The organism is Bacillus salipaludis (assembly GCF_030938565.1).
Lineage (GTDB): Bacteria > Bacillota > Bacilli > Bacillales > Cytobacillaceae > Neobacillus > Neobacillus salipaludis_A.
Genome location: NZ_JAVGVR010000001.1, coordinates 2,098,108 through 2,120,927 on the forward strand (window position 1 = coordinate 2,098,108; position 22,820 = coordinate 2,120,927).

21 protein-coding genes and 1 pseudogene are annotated in these 22,820 nt (G+C 38.4%); 17 read left to right on the forward strand and 5 right to left on the reverse strand.

All coding sequences use genetic code 11. From position 1 onward, the window contains the following. Positions 1–600 precede the first annotated feature (600 nt). The 6 genes and pseudogenes from RCG21_RS10355 to RCG21_RS10380 all read left to right on the forward strand — a co-directional run bounded on the left by RCG21_RS10355 (position 601) and on the right by RCG21_RS10380 (position 5,476). Positions 601–1,428, forward strand: coding sequence for an electron transfer flavoprotein subunit beta/FixA family protein (locus RCG21_RS10355; RefSeq protein ID WP_133332618.1), 828 nt, complete (start codon positions 601–603; stop codon positions 1,426–1,428). Positions 1,429–1,461: 33 nt separating this feature from the next. Continuing rightward, a complete protein-coding gene (locus tag RCG21_RS10360) occupies positions 1,462–2,487 on the forward strand; it encodes an electron transfer flavoprotein subunit alpha/FixB family protein (protein WP_133332617.1) in 1,026 nt (341 codons plus the stop codon). After that, complete coding sequence (locus RCG21_RS10365) at positions 2,480–3,775, forward strand: FAD-dependent oxidoreductase (RefSeq protein WP_133332616.1); 1,296 nt, start codon at positions 2,480–2,482, stop codon at positions 3,773–3,775. The genes RCG21_RS10360 and RCG21_RS10365 overlap by 8 nt, the downstream gene beginning before the upstream one ends. Further along, entirely contained in the window at positions 3,775–4,059 is a 285-nt protein-coding gene (locus RCG21_RS10370; protein ID WP_133332615.1) for a ferredoxin family protein, read from the forward strand. The genes RCG21_RS10365 and RCG21_RS10370 overlap by 1 nt, the downstream gene beginning before the upstream one ends. Positions 4,060–4,074: 15 nt before the next feature. Next, a complete protein-coding gene (locus tag RCG21_RS10375; RefSeq protein ID WP_308913135.1) occupies positions 4,075–4,233 on the forward strand; it encodes a hypothetical protein in 159 nt (52 codons plus the stop codon). A 959-nt stretch (positions 4,234–5,192) separates the two neighbouring features. Next, a pseudogene (locus tag RCG21_RS10380) lies at positions 5,193–5,476 on the forward strand (ferredoxin family protein). A gap of 418 nt (positions 5,477–5,894) precedes the next feature. On the opposite strand, the gene RCG21_RS10385 reads toward RCG21_RS10380, so the two are convergent. Then, positions 5,895–6,179 (reverse strand): hypothetical protein, encoded by a 285-nt coding sequence (locus RCG21_RS10385; RefSeq protein ID WP_133332614.1) that lies wholly within the window; start codon positions 6,177–6,179, stop codon positions 5,895–5,897. A gap of 286 nt (positions 6,180–6,465) precedes the next feature. Between RCG21_RS10385 and RCG21_RS10390 the strand changes: the two genes are divergently transcribed. Further along, on the forward strand, positions 6,466–6,990 hold the full coding sequence (locus RCG21_RS10390; protein WP_235824679.1) for a hemerythrin domain-containing protein: 525 nt from the start codon (positions 6,466–6,468) through the stop codon (positions 6,988–6,990). Between the two features lie 28 nt (positions 6,991–7,018). On the opposite strand, the gene RCG21_RS10395 is transcribed toward RCG21_RS10390, so the two are convergent. Next, entirely contained in the window at positions 7,019–8,254 is a 1,236-nt protein-coding gene (locus RCG21_RS10395; RefSeq protein ID WP_133332613.1) for an MFS transporter, read from the reverse strand. 673 nt (positions 8,255–8,927) lie between these two features. Between RCG21_RS10395 and RCG21_RS10400 the strand changes: the two genes are divergently transcribed. Then, positions 8,928–9,053 (forward strand): hypothetical protein, encoded by a 126-nt coding sequence (locus RCG21_RS10400; protein ID WP_268884010.1) that lies wholly within the window; start codon positions 8,928–8,930, stop codon positions 9,051–9,053. Between the two features lie 246 nt (positions 9,054–9,299). Here RCG21_RS10400 and RCG21_RS10405 read toward each other — a convergent pair whose 3' ends face one another. Next, complete coding sequence (locus RCG21_RS10405) at positions 9,300–10,802, reverse strand: ATP-binding protein (protein ID WP_133332612.1); 1,503 nt, start codon at positions 10,800–10,802, stop codon at positions 9,300–9,302. 240 nt (positions 10,803–11,042) lie between these two features. Here RCG21_RS10405 and RCG21_RS10410 point away from each other — a divergent pair, with 240 nt between their 5' ends. Continuing rightward, a complete protein-coding gene (locus RCG21_RS10410) occupies positions 11,043–11,483 on the forward strand; it encodes a MarR family winged helix-turn-helix transcriptional regulator (RefSeq protein ID WP_133332611.1) in 441 nt (146 codons plus the stop codon). A gap of 96 nt (positions 11,484–11,579) precedes the next feature. Further along, positions 11,580–13,274 (forward strand): M3 family oligoendopeptidase, encoded by a 1,695-nt coding sequence (locus tag RCG21_RS10415; RefSeq protein ID WP_308913136.1) that lies wholly within the window; start codon positions 11,580–11,582, stop codon positions 13,272–13,274. Between the two features lie 176 nt (positions 13,275–13,450). Here the strand turns inward: RCG21_RS10415 and RCG21_RS10420 are convergent, their stop codons facing one another. Next, entirely contained in the window at positions 13,451–15,610 is a 2,160-nt protein-coding gene (locus tag RCG21_RS10420; protein ID WP_308913137.1) for an ATP-dependent Clp protease ATP-binding subunit, read from the reverse strand. A 189-nt stretch (positions 15,611–15,799) separates the two neighbouring features. Here RCG21_RS10420 and RCG21_RS10425 point away from each other — a divergent pair, with 189 nt between their 5' ends. Together RCG21_RS10425 and RCG21_RS10430 are read left to right on the forward strand one after the other, a co-directional pair. After that, on the forward strand, positions 15,800–16,846 hold the full coding sequence (locus RCG21_RS10425; protein ID WP_133332608.1) for a YkvI family membrane protein: 1,047 nt from the start codon (positions 15,800–15,802) through the stop codon (positions 16,844–16,846). A gap of 109 nt (positions 16,847–16,955) precedes the next feature. Continuing rightward, the gene (locus RCG21_RS10430) at positions 16,956–17,075 is read left to right on the forward strand and encodes a DUF6254 family protein (protein WP_231510828.1); all 120 of its coding nucleotides are present in this window, start codon (positions 16,956–16,958) and stop codon (positions 17,073–17,075) included. An 84-nt stretch (positions 17,076–17,159) separates the two neighbouring features. Here RCG21_RS10430 and RCG21_RS10435 read toward each other — a convergent pair whose 3' ends face one another. Next, positions 17,160–17,348 (reverse strand): YkvS family protein, encoded by a 189-nt coding sequence (locus tag RCG21_RS10435; RefSeq protein WP_026574693.1) that lies wholly within the window; start codon positions 17,346–17,348, stop codon positions 17,160–17,162. A gap of 252 nt (positions 17,349–17,600) precedes the next feature. Between RCG21_RS10435 and ykzS the strand changes: the two genes are divergently transcribed. The 5 genes from ykzS to RCG21_RS10460 all read left to right on the forward strand — a co-directional run bounded on the left by ykzS (position 17,601) and on the right by RCG21_RS10460 (position 22,818). Further along, positions 17,601–17,795: a protein YkzS gene (gene ykzS / locus RCG21_RS10440; protein WP_133332607.1), complete on the forward strand. Its 195-nt coding sequence runs from the start codon at positions 17,601–17,603 to the stop codon at positions 17,793–17,795. 48 nt (positions 17,796–17,843) lie between these two features. Beyond that, on the forward strand, positions 17,844–18,404 hold the full coding sequence (locus tag RCG21_RS10445) for a glycerol-3-phosphate responsive antiterminator (RefSeq protein WP_308913138.1): 561 nt from the start codon (positions 17,844–17,846) through the stop codon (positions 18,402–18,404). Positions 18,405–18,600: 196 nt separating this feature from the next. After that, positions 18,601–19,425, forward strand: a complete 825-nt coding sequence (locus RCG21_RS10450) for an MIP/aquaporin family protein (protein WP_308913139.1) — start codon at positions 18,601–18,603, stop codon at positions 19,423–19,425. 28 nt (positions 19,426–19,453) lie between these two features. Continuing rightward, positions 19,454–20,944, forward strand: coding sequence for a glycerol kinase GlpK (gene glpK, locus RCG21_RS10455; protein ID WP_308913140.1), 1,491 nt, complete (start codon positions 19,454–19,456; stop codon positions 20,942–20,944). A 179-nt stretch (positions 20,945–21,123) separates the two neighbouring features. Further along, on the forward strand, positions 21,124–22,818 hold the full coding sequence (locus RCG21_RS10460; RefSeq protein WP_308913141.1) for a glycerol-3-phosphate dehydrogenase/oxidase: 1,695 nt from the start codon (positions 21,124–21,126) through the stop codon (positions 22,816–22,818). The last annotated feature ends 2 nt before the right edge of the window (positions 22,819–22,820 follow it).

Consider the following 22,820-nt stretch of genomic DNA (forward strand, 5'->3'; position numbering starts at 1 on the left):
CGTGGGCTGTTCGGAGAGCCTCCTCGCCGCTTCGCTCCTGCGGGGTCTCGCCTGTCCCGTACTCCCACAGGACACTGAATTGCTTCCTTGAATCCGCCACGCACGAAGAAAATGCGTTAGCATTTTCGAGGAGCCTTCGTGCCTTCCGCTCCAATCAACGCTGTTCAAAAATCAACATTGTCCTTTAACGCAGCCTAATGATAAGAAATGGAATATTAATAATTTTAGATAACAATGTGATTTTTATCATTGTTTATATCTTAATATTTCATATAGTTATATTAAAGATATTAATAAACTTACATCAGGATTTTCTACATATGCTTCTAGATTTTTACATTCCCTTTCATTCCCACTCAGTTCCGTATTAACCAACATCCAGAAAAGCTCACATGTATTGAAGTCTATTCAAAAGTTCAAGAAAGGTTCATACACTCGCTTTTGAATTTAGACTAAAATTAACAAGTAAGGAAAAAACAGAAAATTAACTTAGTTTAGTACTATGCCTATGTTGCGATTCCTATATCGCAATAAAAGCATTTTCTATCTGAAAGCAATAGCTTTCAATTACCAGATTTTATGGAGGAGGGAAAGTCCTACATGCACATTGTCGTCTGTGTCAAACAAGTACCTGATACAAAAATTATTAAAATTAATCCCAAAACCAACACACTCGACCGCCGCAGTGCACCAGCCATCCTAAACCCTTACGATGCACATGCTGTACAGGAAGCTGTAAAGATTAAAGAGAAAACAGGCGGTACGATTTCTGTGTTATCCATGGGGCCACCTCAAGCAACAGAGGTCATTAAAAAAAGTATTGAAATTGGTGCAGATAGAGGCTATCTAATCTCAGACCGTGCATTTGCAGGGGCGGATACGCTAGCAACGAGTTATGCTTTATCTAAAGCGCTGGAAAGAATCAGCAAGGATTTTCCTGTTGATATGGTTATTTGCGGAAAGCATGCTATTGATGGAGATACCGGGCAGGTTGGTCCCGGGATAGCAAGAAGGATGGATATCCCTCCAGTTACAAATGTAATCGAAGTATCGGAAGTGAATTTAAACGAAAAGACCGTTTTATTAAGAAGAAAGCTATCCAGCGGATATGAATTAATTCAGGCAGAATTGCCATGTCTGCTTACAGTTGAAAAGGAAATTAACGAGATTGAATATGCACCTATGCCAAACATGTTGAAAGCAGCACGATACGAATCAATTGTTTGGACAGTTAGTGATCTGGAAAATGTGGAGCGCACACAGCTTGGTCTAAAGGGTTCCCCTACGGTTGTAGGAAAAATGTTTACCCCCCCAAGGCCGGAAGGTGGAGTGAAACAACTTGAAGGCTCTGCGAATGAGCAAGTGAAACAGCTCATGGGAGTCTTAATGGATAAAAAAGATCTGTTCGCCATCCAGTCATCAAAATAAACCTTTATCTTTTTAACGCAGGGAGGGATTTAAATGAATCTTGAGGAATATCGTGGAGTTTGGGTCTTTATCGAACAAAATGATGGGAAAATCGAAGGGGTTTCTTTAGAGTTGTTAGGTGCCGGCAGAAAATTAGCTGATAAGCTGCAAGTTCCGCTGGGAGGATTTTTACTTGGACAAGGCATTAAATCATTGGCAAACAAAGTTATTGAATATGGAGCAGATGAAATATATATCATTGATCATCCTATATTAAAAGATTATCGCACGGAGTCTTATATGAAGGGTGTAGACATGCTTGCCGAAAAGTATAAGCCTGAAATCATTCTTTATGGTGCGACACCGAATGGAAAAGATTTAGCTAGTGCAGTAGCGACCGATTTAAATACCGGTTTAACCGCAGATACGACAATGCTTGATATCGATTTAGATAACCGGCTATTAGAAGCATGCCGTCCTGCTTTCGGCGGTAATATTATGGCTACAATTCTTTGTAAGAAACATCGGCCGCAAATGGCAACAGTTCGTCCTAAAGTTATGAAAGCAGTGGAGCCGGTTGCAGGCAGAATAGGGAAGGTTATTGAAGAACAAATCACTCTCAAAGAAGAAGATATGCGTACGAAAGTACTACAAATTGTGAATGATGTCACAAAGAAGGCGAATTTAGCGGATGCCCACGTCATTGTATGCGGCGGAAAAGGGATGGGGGACGAAAAAAACTTTCAACTCATTCATGAATTTGCTGAAACAATTGGTGCGAGTGTCGGTGGAACGAGGGATGTTGTTGAAGCTGGCTGGCTTCCGCATTATCTTCAAATTGGTCAGACGGGTGAAACGGTTACACCGAAAATTTTCTTTGCAGTGGCAGTGTCAGGTGCCATCCAGCACGTGGTTGGGATGAAAAACTCAGATACCATAATCGCCATCAATAAGGATCCGAAAGCACCTATTTTCGACGTAGCAACCTATGGAATAGTGGGAGATGCTATGGAAATATTGCCAAAATTAATTGAGCAATTTAAACAGGTTCAGAAGGGCGGTGCAATAAGCTATGTCTGAGAAATTTGATGTAATCATCGTTGGAGCAGGTCCAGCAGGCTCAGCTTGTGCACTGGTTTGCGCAAGAAACGGTTTGAATGTATTGCTTCTTGAAAGAGGAGAATATCCTGGCAGCAAGAATGTTATGGGCGGCGTCTTATTCAGCAAACAATTAAGGGATCTTGTTCCTGAATTTTGGAAGGAAGCCCCACTTGAGCGTCCAGTTGTTGATCATAGGTATTGGGTGTTAGGTGAAGAATCAGCCATTCAAGTAGGGTATAAAGGTATGGAATGGGGTGCAGAACCCTACAATAGTTTTACCGTTCAAAGAGCCAAATTCGACCAATGGTTTGCGAATAAAGCAGTGGAAGCAGGGGCGTTGCTAGTTAATGAAACCGTGGTCACAGAATGTATTGTAGAAAACGGTAAGGTTGTTGGGGTTCGTACAGACCGTCCCGACGGAGAACTATGTGCCGACGTAGTGGTATTAGCCGATGGAGTAAACTCCCTTTTAGCTAAACAGCTAGGCTTCCGGAAAGAACACCCACCGGAACATGTTGCTTTATGTGCCATGGAAGTTATTAATATGCCAAAAGAAAAAATTAACGAACGGTTTAACATTGCGGAAAACCAAGGTGTAGCAATTGAAATTTTTGGTGAATCGACAAAAGGAAATTTTGGTGCAGCATTCCTTTATACGAATCAAGATAGCATAAATATTGGGGTCGGTACAACACTTGCCGCTATGATCAAAGATAAATTAAAGCCATATGATTTATTAGATCAATTAAAAAATCATCCAACGATTAAACCTTTGATTGAAGGTGGGGAATCTGCAGAGTATCTTGCCCACCTAATCCCTGAAGGGGGATACAGGTCAGTACAAAAGGTAGTTGGAAATGGTGTTGTTGTCGTTGGTGATGCAGCATCGCTTGTTAACGCTATGCACGGTGAAGGATCCAACTTGGCTATGTACTCTGGGGAACTAGCAGCACAGACAATTGTTCAAGCGAAAAAACGCGGAGATTTTAGCGAATCCAGCTTAAACCAATACCGCGAAGCTCTTAACAATAGTTTTATCATGAAGGACTTGGATAAATATAAAGATGCACCTCATACATTTGAGTCATATCCACAATATTTTAAAGAATACGCTCCAATGCTAACCAAAGCAATGGGTAAATTCTTTACTGTTGATGGTACACCTAAACGTGATAAACAAAAACAAATTATGAAGAGTTTTACAGACGGAAGAGGAACTTTCAAAGTGCTTACTGATATTTATCGTGTTTGGAAGGCGGTGAAATAATGTCAACGACAACTCTTGAGGAAAAACAATATCTTCTAAGATTTAAGTGCGACACGAAATCACACTTAACCGTGCTTGATCATGATGTTTGCATGACCAAATGTCCGGATAAACTTTGCACAGTATTTTGCCCGGCCGAGGTTTATAAATGGGAAGGAACACGGATGCAGGTAGGCTTTGAAGGATGCCATGAATGTGGAAGCTGCCGGATTGGCTGCCCACAGGAAAACATTAAATGGGAATATCCAAAAGGCGGACACGGGATTGTGTTTAGGTTAGCTTAAAACCGTGAGCATTTTGTGAGCAAATGTGAACATACAGTAATCGAGGATACCAGATTTGTTAGCTTTGATAAAAAGAATTGTTGTGCATTCTTCTGTGATAGTGAGGCAGAACCTGGAGTCATTGTTGTAGATTGTAGACAAATTGTAGGATTCCGTTTTGAAGCTGAAGATTAATAGGATATAAAAAATAGGGACGATGCTATTTAGTGAGCATCGTCTTTTTGTTTATCCTCTTCATCTATAAGTATTAGTAAATCGCTTAATTCAATTTCTAAGACAAAACATACTTTACCTAATGTGTCCCGTTGATAGCTTTTCCGGTGCTTTTTACTATTTATTCATACTACCTTTTTCTCGTACAGGTGCCTGTAAAGGGACAGCTGGTGCTAATATTTGTGCACCTGGTGCTACTGGTGGATGTATTTGATACCATTCAGGCAAAGCAGAGGACCGTTTAATAGGACCAGAACTACCGATTTGCAAAACTGAAGTATTGACCATTTCGGTGATTTTCAAAAAATAATTTTTATTCCTAATCGAGTTTTAAAATTCACATTTATCACCCCTTATGAATATATGCTCAATTGCTAATTTCTATTTATTCTTATTTTCAAGGAATCCATCAAGCAGATCTTCTTCATTTTTTAAATGAATAACGAACCTCCGAAAAGATCTCAAATTGGTTCTTTATTTACAGAAATACCAACACTAATTGTTTAAAAGAGCCAACATGAAAAGAACTCCCTTCGAAGGAGTCCTAATTCATCTATAATTTCTAGGGGTAAATTTATTATACCAATTTTATTTATGTAAAAAAGAGGAAAATACACTAAGGAATGCTAGTTCAATTTATCTAAAATATTTTTTTCTTAAAGAACATATTTGCCAAATCGAGCGGATAAAAGGTCGCTCTTTTTTCTTCTTCAGTAAGGTCGTATTTTGAATCAATACTATATATTATTTATAACTAATTTTACCTTGTTTCTTATAATTTTGAATCAGTTGTTCAAATAGCTCATTATCTGTTGAAATTAAATATTGAGCTTCCCAAAGGCTGCTTCTATCGCAAAACCGTTAATATTTCATGACCTTTGAAAGAAATTCCCCCTTCGTGTTTGGAAGGCGGTGAAATAATGTCAACGACAACTCTTGAGGAAAAACAATATCTTCTAAGATTTAAGTGCGACACGAAATCACACTTAACCATGCTTGATCATGATGTTTGCATGACCAATGTCCGGAAAAACTTTGCACAGTATTTTGCCCGGCAGAGGTTTATAAATTGGAAGGAACACGGATGCAGGTAGGCTTTGAAGGCTGCCATGAATGTGGAAGCAGCCGGATTGGCTGCCCACACGAAAACATTAAATGGGAATATCCAAAAGGCGGACACGGGATTGTGTTTAGGTTAGCTTAAATTAAAAGGTGCTGTTTGCGAGAGCAATAGCACCTTTTTTTATGGCTCTTTTCTTAAACTTTGTTGCTCTTGATAAAATCTGATCCATATAGGGGCCTTTTCGGACAGGCTATGATGGATTCAAGGTAATCGTGTCTGAATCAGGGGGTCATTTGGACAACTTTTTTGAAACCAAGCAAAGGGCAATGTGTCCGAATGGATGCCTTAGGGTGAAAAGTTTACAGATTAAATCTGTTCGAAAAACAACAATCCTTGCGAAAACAGCCTTTTTTATTGAATCTGGTTGCATTTTTTCAAAAAAAATCTTTTATTATCCTTTTGGAAAGCAGAAAAGAAATCAAATTTACCACTATATGTATATTTTTTCACAATGGAGTGCAAAAAAGAGGGGAAAGCAGAAGGATTAACTTTATGAGGTTTAGCTGATTTTCTCTTTAATGGTGGATGGGGAAAGCTCGTCGTTTTCACAAGAAACAATAAATGTTTTGGCCAAATCGATTGCACAGTCCATGGACTGCATAAGATCGGAAGAATAAAAAGGATGATTCCAATTAAAGGAACCCTCATAATTTGATGGATAAATACTTACCTTCCAGTGATAATATCCTGTTGGCTGCTGAATGGTTTCACCTTGGATCCCGACTAACCAATGCGTCGCTTTCAAATCGATTTGTTGAATTCCAGACTCCTTTAAGACCATCATGTCATTTAATCCAATTGGGATTAATGCCTTTTGGTAAAAATCACGATAATTTGGAGTTTGCAGGATAATCAGCCTCCCTTTTGTTTGACTACCTTTATTATATGATGGTTTTTATGTTTTTTTGAGTAAAAATGTTAAAATTTTTTGAAAATTGTATGCGCCTTCACCCAATTGTCAAAATAAAGGATATGCCTATTCAATACAAGGATTAATGTGACCTATATCACAACAATTCTTCCATGTTCCTTTTATACTATAAGAAGTTAAATTTGAAGAGGTGACTTTAATGAGTGGCTGTATGAGTGGTTTTGGCGGTATGCCTCAAGCTGAATTAAGCAAAGGATTAAAACAGTTAAAGGGAGAGCATCCACCATTATTAGACCAATTAGATGAATTATTTAAATTAACAAAGCAAATTGAAGATGAAAAAGATATTGAACAAAATTTTACCGTATTAATTACAAAGGTGAAGGAATTCAAGGCCGAGCTTGATCCTCATTCTGAACGGGAAGAAGGAGTCCTTTTTCCGATGATGGGCGCATATATTGGAACTACTTCCGGCCCCATCGCTGTGATGGAATATGAACATGATCAGGCAAAATCGAAAATAGCTGCATTCCTTGAAAAAGCTGAAAATGACCTGCTTTCCTCTACTGAAAAGAAAAACTTAGCCGATTTAATCAAAAATGCCTATTTCATCTTAACCGAGCATTTCGCTAAAGAAGAAAATGTGTTGTTCCCAATGGCAGAAAGAATACTAACAGATGAAGAAAAAGAAGAGCTGTATAGAAAAATTCAAGAGATTAAATAAAGGATGGGTTCCCCCATCCTTTTTAAAATTATCCTTGATGCCACTCACGCAGCTTTTTGTCAGATGGTAAAAGTAGTGCTGTTAGTCCAAGTAACGGTAATACACCAATTCCAGTTACCATCATTTGTATACCTATTAGGTCTGCAATGTACCCAAGTCCTACCGAGCCAATGGCACCCATTCCAAACGCAAGTCCCACCGTTAAACCCGACATGAGTCCAATTTTTCCTGGAACAAGCTCCTGTGCATAAACAACCGTGACTGAAAAGCTCGTCATCAAGACGAAACCAGTACATAAAAGGAAGATAAAGGCCACGCCTGATGGCACAAACGGAATCAGAATCGAGAAAGGCACTGTTGTGAGCATGGATAAAGCAATGACTGTCTTCTTACCAAACTTGTCGGCGAGCGGCCCTCCAAAAAAAGTTCCAAATGCACCTGCTACTAAAAATGCAAATAAATAAAGCTGGGATTCTTTAATTGTCATAGCATATTGCTTTATGGCAAAAAAAGCATAAAAGTTGGTCATACCCGAAATGTACCAGGATCTTGCAAAGATTAAAAGTAAAATTAGCACGAGTGCCTTTTTAATATCCTTGGATATTCCTGTTTTTGCACCAGCGATTGCTGTTTGTTTCTTCAACCGCGCTGTAGAAACTTTTAATCTTTGATTATACCAACTTGCAATATAAATAAGTAAAATGACGGCAAGTGCTGCAACGATTGTAAACCAGGAAGCACCTATTTGGCCGAGCGGTACTAAGATAAGAGCGGTAATCAGCGGGGCTAATGCCTGACCGGTATTGCCACCAACCTGGTAAATCGATTGAGCAAGCCCTCGGCGGCTACCAGCTGCCATATGAGCAACCCTTGAGCCTTCCGGATGAAATACAGCCGAACCGAGGCCGATAAAAATAACGGATAACACAATAAGACCGAAGTTTGGAGCCATCCCCAAGCCAAGTACTCCGAATAATGTTAGAGTAAGTCCAATGGGTAACGCGAAAGGCATTGGTTTTTTATCCGTAAAAATACCGACAACAGGCTGCATGACGGATGAAACCATGTTTAAAGAAAAGGCAATGATTCCTAGTTGGGTAAAAGATAATCCCATTGATTTTTCCAAAATTGGAAACATCGCGGGCACTACGGATTGAATTGCGTCATTTAATAAATGGCAAAGCCCGATAATAAAAAGAATTTTAAACATCGTTGACTCATTCGCTTTTGGGGCTTTAGCGTTAAGAATTGCTTGTTGGTTCATTGTAGTCTCCTTTTTCAATTTGAACAAATTTTTTCTATTCTAATCTTACAAAATTTTCATTAAAAGTAGAATGAAAAATTTCTAGTTTCGAAATAATTTATTATTGCTTCAGAAGATGGATGAAGCCCAAAACGCATCCAAGGAGCGGTGGAAATGGTCTTCAAAAGGTGGATGAAGCCCAAAACACATCTAAGGAGCGGTGGAAATGGTCTTCAAAAGGTGGATGAAGCCCAAAACGCATCCAAGAAGCGGTGGAAATGGTCTTCAAAAGGTAGATGAAGCCCAAAACGCATCCAAGGAGCGGTGGAAAAGGTCTAGATAAGGTGGATGAAGCCCAAAACGCATCCAAGGAGCGGTGGAAAAGGTCTAGATAAAGTGGATGAAGCCCAAATCGCATCCAAGGAGCAGTGGAAATGGTCTAGATAAGGTGGATGAAGCCCAAAACGCATCCAAGGAGCGGTGGAATAGGTCTAGATAAGGTGGATGAAGCCCAAAACACATCCAAGGAGCAGTGGAAATGGTCTAGATAAGGTGGATGAAGCCCAAAACGCATCCAAGGAGCGGTGGAATAGGTCTAGATAAGGTGGATGAAGCCCAAAACACATCTAAGGAGCGGTGGAAATGGTCTTCAAAAGGTGGATGAAGCCCAAAACACATCTAAGGAGCGGTGGAAATGGTCTTCAAAAGGTGGGTGAAGCCCAAAACGCATCCAAGGAGCGGCGGAAATGGTCTAGATAAGGTGGATGAAGCCCAAAACATATCTAAGGAGCGGCGGAAATGGTCTTCAAAAGGTGGATGAAGCCCAAAACACATCTAAGGAGCGGTGGAAATGGTCTTCAAAAGGTGGATGAAGCCCAAAACGCATCCAAGGAGCGGCGGAAATGGTCTTGATAAGGTGGATGAAGCCCAAAACGCATCCAAGGAGCGGTAGAAATGGTCTTCAAAAGGTGGATGAATCCTAAAACGCATCTAATAAACGAAAGAAATGTCCTTCATTAGGCGATGAAGGACATTTTGTGCAAGAATACGTATTCTATTGTTTTCATTATGTGTTTTTTGCAAGCGGTAAGGTTAATTCTACTTTTGTACCTTTTCCTGCAGCACTCAAAATCTTTATTTTTCCGCCAAAGGATTGAATAATCCTCTTACAGACAACCAAACCAAGTCCAGTTCCCGTTTCTTTTGATGTATAAAAGGGCCGAAAGATTTTATCCAATTCCTCCTTACTCATTCCTTTACCATTATCAATGATTTCCAGTTTGCAAAACTGTGAATCTTTTTGGAGAATTATTTCTAATTTTCCCGAACCTTCCATAGATTCAAACGAATTTTTTGCAATATTTAACACAACCTGTTTAATTTGGTCTTTAACACATTGAACCATTATCGGGTTCGAAGGAATGCCCCAACTACAATCTACATTGCATAAATTTCCCTCCGAAATAATCAACGGTTTCAGCTCTTGCAATGTTTCAACAATATTAACATTATTAGTTAACTGTGCAGTCGGTTTCCCTAGAATTAGAAACTCGCTGACAATCTCATTAATACGGTTTAACTCTGAATCAATCACTTCAAAATAATATTGGTCTTCTGGCGCAGTATATTTTTCACTCAAAAGCTGCATAAGTCCCTTCACACCCGTTAGCGGATTACGGATTTCGTGGGCAGTACTTGCAGCTAAAGTCCCTACTAGTTCTAATTTTTGTACTTCATTTTGTTTCCGTTCTTTAACCGTGTGCTTTTTTAATAGAATGTATTCAATAAGTAAAAATAGCACATGTGTGATAACTAGGATGATAAAAAGTGCTTCACTAAATTCTCCAGCAATCTCTTTTATATTTCGATTTGCAATTTTCACCTTGATATTCCAAGGCAAACGGTCCATTGGCAAGTGAATCCAATTATTTCCATCATTTATCGTTGAATCCTTGACATTTAGTTTTACGATTGGTTTGTTATTACCGTTTACTACAACCAGTTTGGATTTTGGTGTAAGAACCTTCATGAGGTTTTGCATATAATCAATCCGTAAGTGGGCAACAAGTATAGCCATTACGTGATGGTTTTCGTCTAAAACAGGTGTGGCTAATCCTAATATTCGCTGATTATTTTGGGTTATTTCTTGATGATCGGAGATAATCGTATCCTTTGTCTTAATCACATCTTGAATATATTTTTGCCGGGAAAACTCCACTGTGTAGTTTCGTAATTCTGAACCTGTGAGCACTTTCCCATTTTTATCAAGAAGATACAAGCCTCCATACCGTAGATCCTTATCGTGAATTTCTTTCAGTAAGGGCTCCACTTTTTCGGGAGAAGACAAATTCCCTTTAACAGAAAGAGATAGAATTTCTAAACTTGTGGTTGTCTCGCCAATAAACTGATCCCAGCTTTTTTGGTAAATGGATGCGACCCAGCGTGCCTGTTCTTTTCTTTCTTGATTGTGTTCTTTTAGAATGTTAGAAAAATAATATGAGCCTATAATAATAACAGGAAGAACTACTATAATTAGATATAAATAAAAGTTGCTCTTGAAATTTTTCATGTTAGTACCTCAAACATCGATAAGTTGACCAAATCATTATATCATCAGATTTAGTTTTTGAGAAAATATTCCTGCAATAAAAAAAATAGGCAGCTTATTTTTGAATGGGCACGTATCATGTGGTTCGCTTCACCGGTTAAATTGACATATTTTAAAAAGTTTTTTATAATAATTTTGAAATCAAGATAATTTTAAAATTGGAATTTACAGTTTTTAAAAAATAAAGAGGATGAAATTTATATGGAAAATGAAGCTATTTCTCAATCTTTAAAGCTGTTTATTGTTCTTTCAAGAGCGTATAAGGCAATTAATGAGCATGTAAATAAAGGAATTCAAGCAAGTGGTCTTAATCCGACGGAATTTGCAGTCCTTGAGCTTTTATATCACAAAGGTGATCAGCCAATGCAGCAAATTGGCGGTAAAATTCTTCTTGCCAGCGGAAGTATCACCTATGTAGTTGATAAACTAGAACAAAAAGGATTATTAAAACGAATTGCTTGTCCAAAAGATAGAAGGGTTACCTATGCCCAAATTACCGATGATGGAAAAAACTTTATTGAAGGGATTTTCCCTGAACACGCTGAAAGTATTCACAAATTAATGTCAAGTCTAACTGTGGATGAAAAGTCGGAAGCCATTGAATTATTGAAAAAACTCGGCTTACCTGCAGGGAAATTTTAATGCGGCCAATTGGTCGTATTTTTTTTTAACAGGAATATTAATGAGTAGTGTCGAAAACAACAAGAAGGTTAATATAAAGATAAAGGGGTTGTTAAAATGAGCTTTGAAAGCTATACATATCAACGGCCAAACTTAGATGAAATGAAAAAAAACTTTCAATTAGCGATTGACCGTTTTAAAAGTGCATCATCAATTGATGAGCAATCAGCAGCCATGGATGATATCAATAAACTAAGAAATGATCTTGGAACGATGTTCAACCTTTGTTATATTCGTCACTCGGTTGATACAAACGATGAATTTTATAAGGAAGAACAGGATTACATGGATGAAATCCAGCCTGAAATTGAGGGATTGGTGAATCAATATTACCAAGCACTTGTCGACTCTAAGTTTCGCATTGAATTAGAGAGAAAATGGGGGAAACAGCTTTTTGCACTTGCTGAGGGACAACTGAAAACCTTTAAACCGGAAATTGTTCCTTTATTGCAAAAAGAAAATCGCCTTTCCACCGAATATACAAAACTTCTTGCTTCAGCCAAGATTGACTTTGAAGGTGAGGAGAGAACACTTACTCAATTAGAGCCGTTTACACAGGCAACCGATCGTGAGATGAGAAAACGGGCTAGCGTGGCAAAATTTAATTTCTTTGCCGAGAATGAGGCTGAACTGGACCGCATTTATGATGATCTTGTTAAAGTGAGAACAGAAATTGCCCAAAAACTAGGTTATAAAAATTTCGTTGAGCTTGGTTATTATCGGATGATGAGAACAGATTATAATGCCGAAATGGTTGCAAAATTCCGTGCCCAAGTAAAGGATTTCATTGTCCCGATTTCAACAAAACTAAAAACAAGGCAGGCAGAGCGAATTGGCCTTGACCATTTAAAATATTATGATGAGGGATTTGTCTTTAGGACAGGAAATGCCATACCAAAAGGGAGCCCGGAATGGATTATAGACAATGGTCAAAAGATGTATGAGGATCTTTCAGTCGAAACTGGTGCCTTTTTCAAATTCATGCGGGAAAATAATTTGATGGACCTTGTAGCGAAAAAAGGGAAAGCAGGCGGTGGTTATTGTACTTTTATTGAAAATTTTAAAGCACCGTTTATTTTTTCAAACTTTAACGGCACCTCCGGTGATATTGATGTTTTGACACATGAAGCCGGTCATGCCTTCCAAGTTTATTCGAGCCGTCATTTTGAAATTCCTGAATATTACTGGCCAACCTATGAAGCAGCTGAAATTCATTCAATGAGTATGGAATTTTTCACATGGCCGTGGATGGACTTGTTCTTTAAAGAAGATACCGAGAAATATCAATTTGCCCATTTAAGTGATGCTCTCTTATTCTTACCTTATGGTGTATCTGTTGATGAATTCCAGCATTGGGTATATGAAAATCCAGAAGCATCTCCAAAAGAACGGAAGCACCAATGGCGAGAGATTGAAAAGAAATACCTGCCGCATAAGGATTATGATGGAAATCAGTATTTAGAAAATGGCGGCTTTTGGCAGCGTCAAGGGCATATATATAACTCACCTTTTTATTATATTGATTATACACTTGCACAAATTTGTGCCTTCCAGTTCTGGAAAGGCTCTAGAGAGAATCAAGAAGAGGCTTGGAGAGATTATGTGAACCTTTGTAAGCTTGGCGGAAGCATGTCCTTTACCAAGCTTGTGGAAGCCGCAAATTTAATCTCACCATTTCAAGATGGCTGCGTCGAATCGGTGATTGGTGAAATCGAAAAATGGTTGAATTCTGTTGATGATAAAAATTTGTAAAAAGAAAAGCGAAGCCTGATTTATTTATAGGCTTCGCTTTTCTTTTTAAATTATGGCTGTGTTAAAGGACAATGTTGATTTTGAACATCGTTGATTGGAGCGAAGCGACGAGGAGGCTCCCCGAACCGCTTATTCCTGGAGCGGAAATCAACAACCAAGTTTAACAAGAGCCTAAATTATAGAACTGTTGCTGTTTCCGCCGATACTTTGATTTTACCTTCATGAATGATGGCTTCAACCTTTTTTGCATCGGGTTGATCTAGAATAAAGTCAGCCATTTTATCTTCAAGCTGTTCTTGAATAACCCGACGTAATGGGCGGGCACCGAAGGCAGGGTGAAACCCTAGTTCAGCAAGTTTTTCTTTTACTTCAGGTGTTATTGATAATTCAATATTTTGTTCGGTTAATGTTTCTTTTAATTCAGTAAGCATTAAATCAACAATTTTGAGAATATCTTCCTTCTCAAGTGTGTTAAACTCAATAATACTGTCAAAACGGTTTAAAAATTCCGGTTTAAAGAAGCTTCCTAAAGAATCCAAGATGGATGCTTCTTCAATCGCCTCACTTGTTCCAAAACCAACATGAATGGGCTTATAGCCAATACCGGCGTTACTTGTCATGATAATGACGGTATCTTTGAAACTTACCGTTCTTCCCTGGCTGTCAGTGAGACGACCATCTTCAAGAATTTGCAGAAACATATGCTGTACATCAGGATGTGCTTTTTCAATCTCATCCAATAAAATAATGCTGTAAGGGTTTCGACGTACTTTTTCAGTTAATTGACCTGCCTCATCATGACCCACATATCCTGGAGGTGAACCGATTAATTTTGAAACACTGTGTTTTTCCATATATTCACTCATATCCAGACGAATCATTGAATCCTTTGAACCAAATAATTCTTCAGCAAGTGTTTTTGTTAATTCAGTTTTACCGACCCCGGTAGGTCCTACAAAAAGGAAGGAACCAATTGGGCGCTGTTTTGATTTTAAGCCAGCACGGCTTCTTCTAATTGCTTTCGCAACCTTTTCCACCGCTTTTTTCTGTCCAATTACTTTAGATTCTAGATTTTCTTCCAGATGCTTCATTTTAAGCTGCTCATCTTCTTGAAGTTTGCCTACAGGGATACCTGTTTTTTTCTCAATGATTTCTTGGATATGTGCAGCTTCAACAGTTGGTCTTTCGCTATTATAAGCTTGGCTTAACGCTTTTTCCAGCTTGGTTTCCTCGTCTCGAAGCGTTGCTGCTGCCTCATAATTTTCTTTTTTTAATGCAGCCTCTTTTTCAGTTTGAATTTCCTTTAAGCGGTTTTCAAGTTGCTCTGCACTCTTATAATCCGAATTAAGATTCAATTTAGAACCCGCTTCATCAAGCAAGTCAATTGCCTTGTCAGGTAAGAAACGGTCTTGGATATATCGGTGTGATAATTGCACGCATGCATGAATTGCCTCATCTGAATAGGTAACTTCATGATAGTCTTCATATTTCTTTTGAATACCTTTTAAAATCTGGGTGGTTGCTTCTGGTGATGGTTCTTGAACATGAACTGGCTGGAAGCGGCGCTCAAGAGCAGAGTCTTTTTCAATTTGACGGTATTCTTTTAAAGTGGTTGCGCCAACAACCTGTAATTCACCACGTGCAAGTGAAGGTTTTAAGATATTTCCCGCATCCATAGAACCTTCAGCTGAACCAGCTCCAACAAGTAAATGGATTTCGTCAATAAATAAGATAATATTCTTACGTTCTTGTAACTCTGAAATCAATTGCTTAATTCTCTCTTCAAATTGGCCACGAATTCCTGTGTTTGCAACTAATGAAGCAACGTCAAGCAAATAAACTTCTTTATTTTTTAATTTATCCGGTACTTGTCCTTCGGCAATATTTAGAGCAAGGCCCTCAGCGATCGCTGTTTTACCGACACCAGGTTCACCAATTAAGACAGGATTATTTTTATTACGTCTATTTAAAATTTCAATTACACGCTTAATTTCTTCATCACGGCCGATGACTGGGTCAATAAGGCCTGCTTTTGCCATTTGTGTTAAATTACGTCCAAATTGGTCGATAAAACCGCCGCCATTAGAAGGACGTTTTTCATTTTGCATGTTTTGCTGACCATTCATTTGTCTATTTTCAATTGAATTCTTTGAGAAAAAAAGATCTTCAAATGGAAATCCTGAAAAAGCATTCATCGTTGGCCCGATTCCTGCCCCGATTGTATTTTTTCCTTTTGAATAGCATTCATGACAAAGTTTCATTTCTTTTCGCTGTCCATTTATGACGATGTTAAATTGTACAGTTGCATGGTTTTCTTTACACATTTGACATAGCATATTAAAAACCTCCTATAAATACATTATAAGGTGTTTGACTTTGACTAACTTTGACCTTATATCCGTAGTATACTCTGACCTTTTTTGACTTTCAAGGGGTTTGTTTATGGTAATTATTTCTTAAATATTAAAGTTAGCTCGTCTTTGTTTGTCCATCTCTTCATATAGTTAAATAGAGGGGGAGATGATGTGAAGAAAAATTGGTCAGCAGCTTTTCAAATTGCAGCAGTCTACGTTGGGACGGTCGTAGGAGCTGGTTTTGCCACAGGAAGAGAGATCGTTGAATTTTTTTCACGCTTTGGCTTCTTTGGCTTAATAAGTATTTTAATGAGCGGCTACCTCCTTGTTGTTTTAGGTTCCAAATTAATGAGAATAGCGGCTCATATAAATGCAAAATCCTATCAGGAGTTTAATGAATATTTATTTGGGAAGTGGGCAGGTAAAGCCATTAATATCATTATGCTTGTGATGCTTCTTGGTGTAAGTGCCGTGATGCTCGCTGGGGCAGGGGCAGTATTTGAAGAGCAATTGGGCCTTTCGAAAAACTTCGGAGTCCTATTAACCATATTTCTTTCTTTTATTGTCATGATGACTGGTACAAAAGGGCTTTTTGCAGTAAATTCTTTTGTGGTACCCTTAATGATTTGTTTTAGTTTATTGTTAATGGGCTTTTCTGTAAAATTGCCTCATTTCATGGATCAATTTTTATTTATTCCACATGTTGATGATGGCTGGAAAAGCGTGGTGGCTCCCTTTTCCTATACTGCGCTAAATTTAGCCTTGGCACAGGCAGTTTTAGTACCGATTGCCACAGAAGTAAAGGATGATTGGACAATTAAGTGGGGAGGAATACTAGGAGGAGCTGCTTTGACCCTTATACTACTCTCAAGTCATTTTACTTTAATCATGCTTCCAAATCTTGAGAATTATGAAATTCCTATGGCCATAATTATGAAACAAATTGCTCCATTTTTTTATTGGATTTTTGTGATGGTCATTTATGGGGAAATTTTTACTTCGGTAATCGGAAACGTATTTGGTTTAGATCGGCAGCTTAAGCAATATGTATCGGTCTCGACCATCACCTCTATTTCAGGGATTTTTGCCATTTCCTATGTAATTAGTCTTATAAATTATGGGAAATTACTGTCATACCTCTATCCGTTGTTCGGATACATAAGCCTGATATTCTTCATCTTGTTATGGATGAAGCAGTTACCCAATAGAATCAAGTAAATAAGGACTCAATTCTTTGAATGGAAATGATTTGCTCAATTTTCATTCTTTTTCCTATGATAAGGAAAAGGGTTTTTGAAAAAGATAGTAGGTGAAAGGAGTGAATGGTATGAGCAAATCACAGAGGCAGCATGAAAGGGAATGGACTGTTCGAAAACAAGATCAAAATCCGCATGGCAAAGTGAAATCCCTTAAACAGATTTCAAACGAAATAGGAAAACAGCCATAAAATTAAGTTAAATGGGTCTTGTTTAAGTAATTATACAGAGGAAAAAGGCAGCCGATGGCTGCCTTTTTAATGGCTCAAAACAATTTAATAAGCGCTTTCTTTTACAATCTTATAGTTTTTATGATTTACAACCGTACGCTGGTCCAATTCTAAATCACGGTAATTGTCCATGTATGTTAGATCGACTATTACAGAATTTTCATTTACCTTTTCCACTATTCCCTGTAACCCACCACGGAATTCAATGATATTTCCTATTTCTGCTATTTTCATTCAGTCTCTCCCCTTTGCCATACAATCTCATCTATCCCATTTAATTAACAGTTTGCACTACTTTTCCAATTTCGTAAAGGATTTTATTTGACAATTACGTTAATTTTGATAAAAAAATTAATTAACTATAATAGTAGATTTATTGTTTAAAAAAATTCTTAGAATTGAAGGGTATTTCCTCGGAAATTTCGACAAAAAATACTCTTTAATAAAGATTTACGATAAACTACTTTTGGAAAGGTGGTGCATATTGTGAATGGAGATGCTGTAAACGAAATACTGGAACAGTTAAAGGCCGGAACGCTTTCTGAGTATTATGTAAAGCAGGATGATTTTTTGGAATTCCGGCAAATTCTTGTTAAAAGAGAGGATTTTAAACATTTCCGAGGGATTGCTCAGAGGGGTGGAGATGTACTTTATCAATATTTGCAAGAGCCAAGAAGTTAAATTGGGTTCATATACTATTAGGAAAAGATTAAAAATGGAAGGAGGGCAATGATGATTAACCAAAGCATATTACCAGCATCAACGAATATGAAAGAGTTTGAGCGTTTTTTAAAGAGCTCCTTTGAAATCGGGGTTTTTTTAGACATGCATATCGCTCAGTTAAAAAATATAAGTGCACTTGCAAAACAACATGGAAAAAAAATGATTTACCATGTTGACCTCATACATGGGATAAAAAATGATGAATATGCGACGGAATATATATGCCAGGAATATAAGCCTTTTGGTTTAATTTCAACGAAATCTAGTGTGATACTGAAGGCTAAGCAGAAGGGAGTTATTGCGGTTCAGAGAATTTTCCTTCTTGACACTCATGCATTGGAAAAGAGCTATTCATTGATTGAAAAGACACGTCCTGACTTTATTGAGGTTTTACCTGGGGCTATGCCTTGGATGATTACTGAAGTAAAGGAACGCATTGGGATCCTCATTTTTGCAGGCGGACTTATTCGGACACCAGAAGAGGTGCAAAATGCACTGAATGCAGGTGCTACAGCCATTACGACTTCAAAACGGGAGCTTTGGGATACATTTGCAGTCCAAAAATAAAGTTTCAATAGTTTGGAATAAAAAAAGGATTGACAACGCTTTCATTGGTTTATATACTTTAATCAAGTTAATAGAATTGTGACGGAGATAAGGAGATTCACGCGAAAGACCATGGTTTGTGGTTTTTTATGTGTGAATCTCCTTTTTTGTTTTCTGTCAGAATGAACAACATATAATGAAAAAGGAGAGATGAAAATTGACACCATTTATTGGAGAATTAGTAGGAACCATGATTTTGATTGTCCTCGGTGCTGGAATTGGAGCGGGATCTTCGTTAAAAAAATCCTATTCTAATAATGCCGGATGGATTGTAATTACCATAGCGTGGGGACTGGCAGTAACAATGGGAGTTTTTGCAGTAGGATCGGTGAGTGGAGCACATCTGAATCCGGCCGTTACCATTGCGCTTGCACTAAATGGAGACTTCCCGTGGTCCGATGTGCCTGGGTATATTCTTGCCCAAATGATTGGAGCTATTCTCGGTGCAGCCCTAGTTTATTTACATTATCTGCCTCACTGGAAAGTAACAGATGACCCAGGAACAAAGCTAGGCGTTTTTGCGACAAGCCCGGCAATCTCGCATACATTTTCAAATCTAATTAGTGAAATTTTTGGTACATTTGTTCTTGTACTTGGTTTATTATTTATTGGAGCTAACAAGTTTACAGAAGGATTAAATCCACTGGCGGTTGGACTATTGATTGTCGTGATTGGAATGTCATTGGGTGGAACCACTGGATATGCAATTAATCCTGCTCGTGACCTTGGGCCGCGGATTGCCCACTTCCTACTGCCGATTCCGGGTAAAGGGAGCTCTAACTGGGGCTATTCATGGATTCCGGTTGTAGGGCCGCTGTTAGGCGGCAGCCTTGGAGCCGTAATCTATAAAGCTATATTTTTAGGGAAAGCTACCGGAGCCCTATGGGGAGTTATAGGACTTAATCTAATCGTACTATTCCTTGCATTTTTTGCAGGAAAAAAACAGAATATGAACAAGAATTTAAGAAGAAAAGCAGCTTGATATAAAATCAAAATTGGAGGGCGTAACCATGGAAAAGTATATTCTATCATTAGATCAGGGAACAACCAGTTCACGAGCAATTTTGTTTAATCAAAACGGGGAAATTGTTCATAGTGCTCAAAGGGAATTTACGCAATATTTTCCAAAGCCGGGTTGGGTTGAACATAATGCCAACGAAATATGGGGTTCTATCTTGTCTGTCATTGCTGAAGTTTTATCTGAAACAGGAGTTAAGCCAGAACAAGTTGCTGGAATTGGAATTACCAATCAGCGCGAAACGGCTGTAGTTTGGGATAAAGAAACCGGAGAACCCGTTTATCATGCAATTGTTTGGCAATCCAGACAAACGAGTGAAATTTGTGAGGAATTAAAAGAGAAAGGTTACGGTCAGCTATTTCGTGAAAAAACAGGTTTGTTAATTGATGCCTACTTCTCAGGGACTAAAGTAAAGTGGATTCTTGATCATGTTCCTGGGGCACGTGTAAGGGCTCTCCAAGGTAAGCTTCTATTTGGTACAATTGATACATGGTTGATTTGGAAGCTTTCAGGGGGAAAGGCGCATGTAACCGATTACTCCAATGCATCCCGTACTCTAATGTTTAATATCCATGACTTAAAATGGGATGAGGAATTACTTGGAATTTTAGGTATTCCTAAATCGATGCTTCCTGATGTTCGGCCATCCTCAGAAATCTATGCTAATACAGTAGATTATCATTTCTTTGGCAAGGAAGTGCCAATTGCCGGAGTTGCTGGCGACCAGCAGGCGGCATTATTTGGCCAGGCATGTTTTGAAAAGGGTATGGCAAAAAATACGTATGGTACGGGCTGCTTTATGCTCATGAATACTGGAGAAAAAGCAGTAAAGTCTGAACATGGATTATTGACAACGATCGCATGGGGATTAAATGGAAAAGTAGAGTACGCTCTAGAAGGAAGTATTTTTGTAGCGGGTTCAGCAATTCAATGGCTTCGCGATGGTTTAAGAATGATTAAGGATGCTAAAGATAGCGAAACATATGCAGCAAAGGTTGAATCTACAGATGGGGTTTATATTGTACCAGCATTTGTCGGGCTTGGAACACCTTATTGGGATAGTGATGTCCGAGGTGCTGTCTTTGGATTAACACGTGGAACAACAAAGGAACAATTTATTCGTGCCACACTTGAGTCGCTTGCTTATCAAACAAAGGATGTGTTATCGGCGATGGAAGCCGATTCAGGCATTCAATTGAAAACACTGCGTGTTGACGGTGGTGCGGTTAAAAATAATCTCCTAATGGATTTCCAAAGTGACCTTTTAAATGTTCCTGTTGAAAGACCTGTGGTAAATGAAACAACAGCCCTTGGAGCCGCTTATTTAGCGGGACTTGCAGTTGGGTTCTGGAAGAGTCAGGAAGAAATCTCGAAGCAATGGGCAATCAGCCGGAAGTTTGATCCGAAAATGAACGAAGAGGACCGTAAACTTCTGTACGCTGGCTGGAAAAAAGCCGTAAATGCGGCAATGGCATTTAAATAAACTATTCTGTTTCGTAAATATATGGTATAATAATACACAAGTTAATATATTGGCAGGAGAATTTGGAGAGACCACAAAAACATTACCATTTGGTAATGACTTTTGTGGTCTCTTTTTATTTCCCCTTAAAAATATCTAAGCATATACTAATAAGGCTTCTTAATCGGGAGGAAAAAATAATGAAATTTTCGAATTTAAATCGTAAAGAAATTGTATCGAAATTAAAGGAAAAGAAGTTTGATGTTTTAGTTATTGGTGGTGGAATTACCGGAGCCGGTATCGCCCTTGATGCGTCTTCAAGAGGAATGATTACCGCACTGGTCGAAATGCAAGATTTTGCGGCAGGTACATCAAGCCGGTCTACAAAATTAGTGCATGGAGGATTAAGATATTTAAAACAATTTGAAGTGAAAATGGTCGCAGAAGTAGGGAAAGAACGTGCGATTGTCTATGAAAACGGCCCGCATGTCACTACTCCAGAGTGGATGCTCCTGCCAATGCATAAAGGCGGAACATTTGGACCATTCTCTACTTCTATTGGTTTACGTGTTTATGATTTCTTAGCAGGAGTAAAAAAATCAGAACGAAGAATGATGTTATCTGCACAGCAAACCCTTGCAAAAGAGCCGCTCGTTAAAAAAGAGGGTCTAAAAGGCGGGGGGTATTACGTAGAATATCGTACTGATGATGCAAGACTAACGATTGAGGTAATGAAAGCGGCGATTGAAAAGGGTGCAACTGCTTGCAATTATTCAAAAGTTACAAATCTTATCTATGAAAATGGAATCGTTGTCGGTGTAATGGTCCAAGACCCGTTTACAGGTGAAAAATATCAGGTCCGTGCCAAAAAAATTGTCAATGCAGCGGGTCCATGGGTAGATCAAATACGGGAAATGGACCATTCGAAGAAGGGAAAAGTTCTTCAGTTGACAAAAGGTGTCCATCTCGTAATTGATCAGTCTCGTTTCCCTTTAAAGCAAGCCATTTATTTCGATACGCCAGATGGTCGAATGGTATTTGCAATCCCTCGAGATGGAAAGGCTTATGTGGGTACAACGGATACCTTTTATGATCAGGATAAAGCTCATCCTTATATGACATCAGCTGACCGCAGCTATATCATTAAGGCGATTAATTATATGTTTCCTGATGTGAAAATAACCGAGAAGGATATTGAGTCCAACTGGGCAGGAGTTAGACCACTTATATATGAAGAAGGAAAAAAGGCATCGGAAATTTCTCGTAAGGATGAAATTTGGGAATCCAAAACAGGTCTTATTACAATTGCTGGAGGAAAATTAACGGGATATCGGAAAATGGCGGAAACGATTGTGGATTTACTTGCAGCGAAATTTAATGATGAAGAGGGGACGAACTACCCGGCTTGTATGACGAAGGATATGCCAATTTCCGGCGGCGATGTTGGTGGTTCTATCCATTTTTCAGACTATGTTAGTAGAAAGGTAAAAGTTGGTCTCGAAGTGGGTTTAACGAATGAAGAGGCAGAACAATTAGCAAAAATCTATGGCTCAAATATTGAAGACGTTTTTGAACTTCTTAATACGAATAAAAATGATGCAGCTCGATATGAATTGCCACTCACATTATTTGCTATGTTAATTTATTCGATTCACTATGAGATGGCAGCAACTCCAATTGATTTCTTTAATCGCCGAACAGGTGCGATATTGTTCAATATTCAACTTGTACAAAAATGGAAGAACCAGGTTTTAGCTTATATGGCTGATCAATTTGGATGGAACGAGCAAGAAAAGCAAAAATATACCAATGAATTGGAAGAAGCCCTAATACATGCAGTAATACCAATTGATGAACAGAATAATGAATTTCCTAAGGCAGTAGGCGGAAATTAATA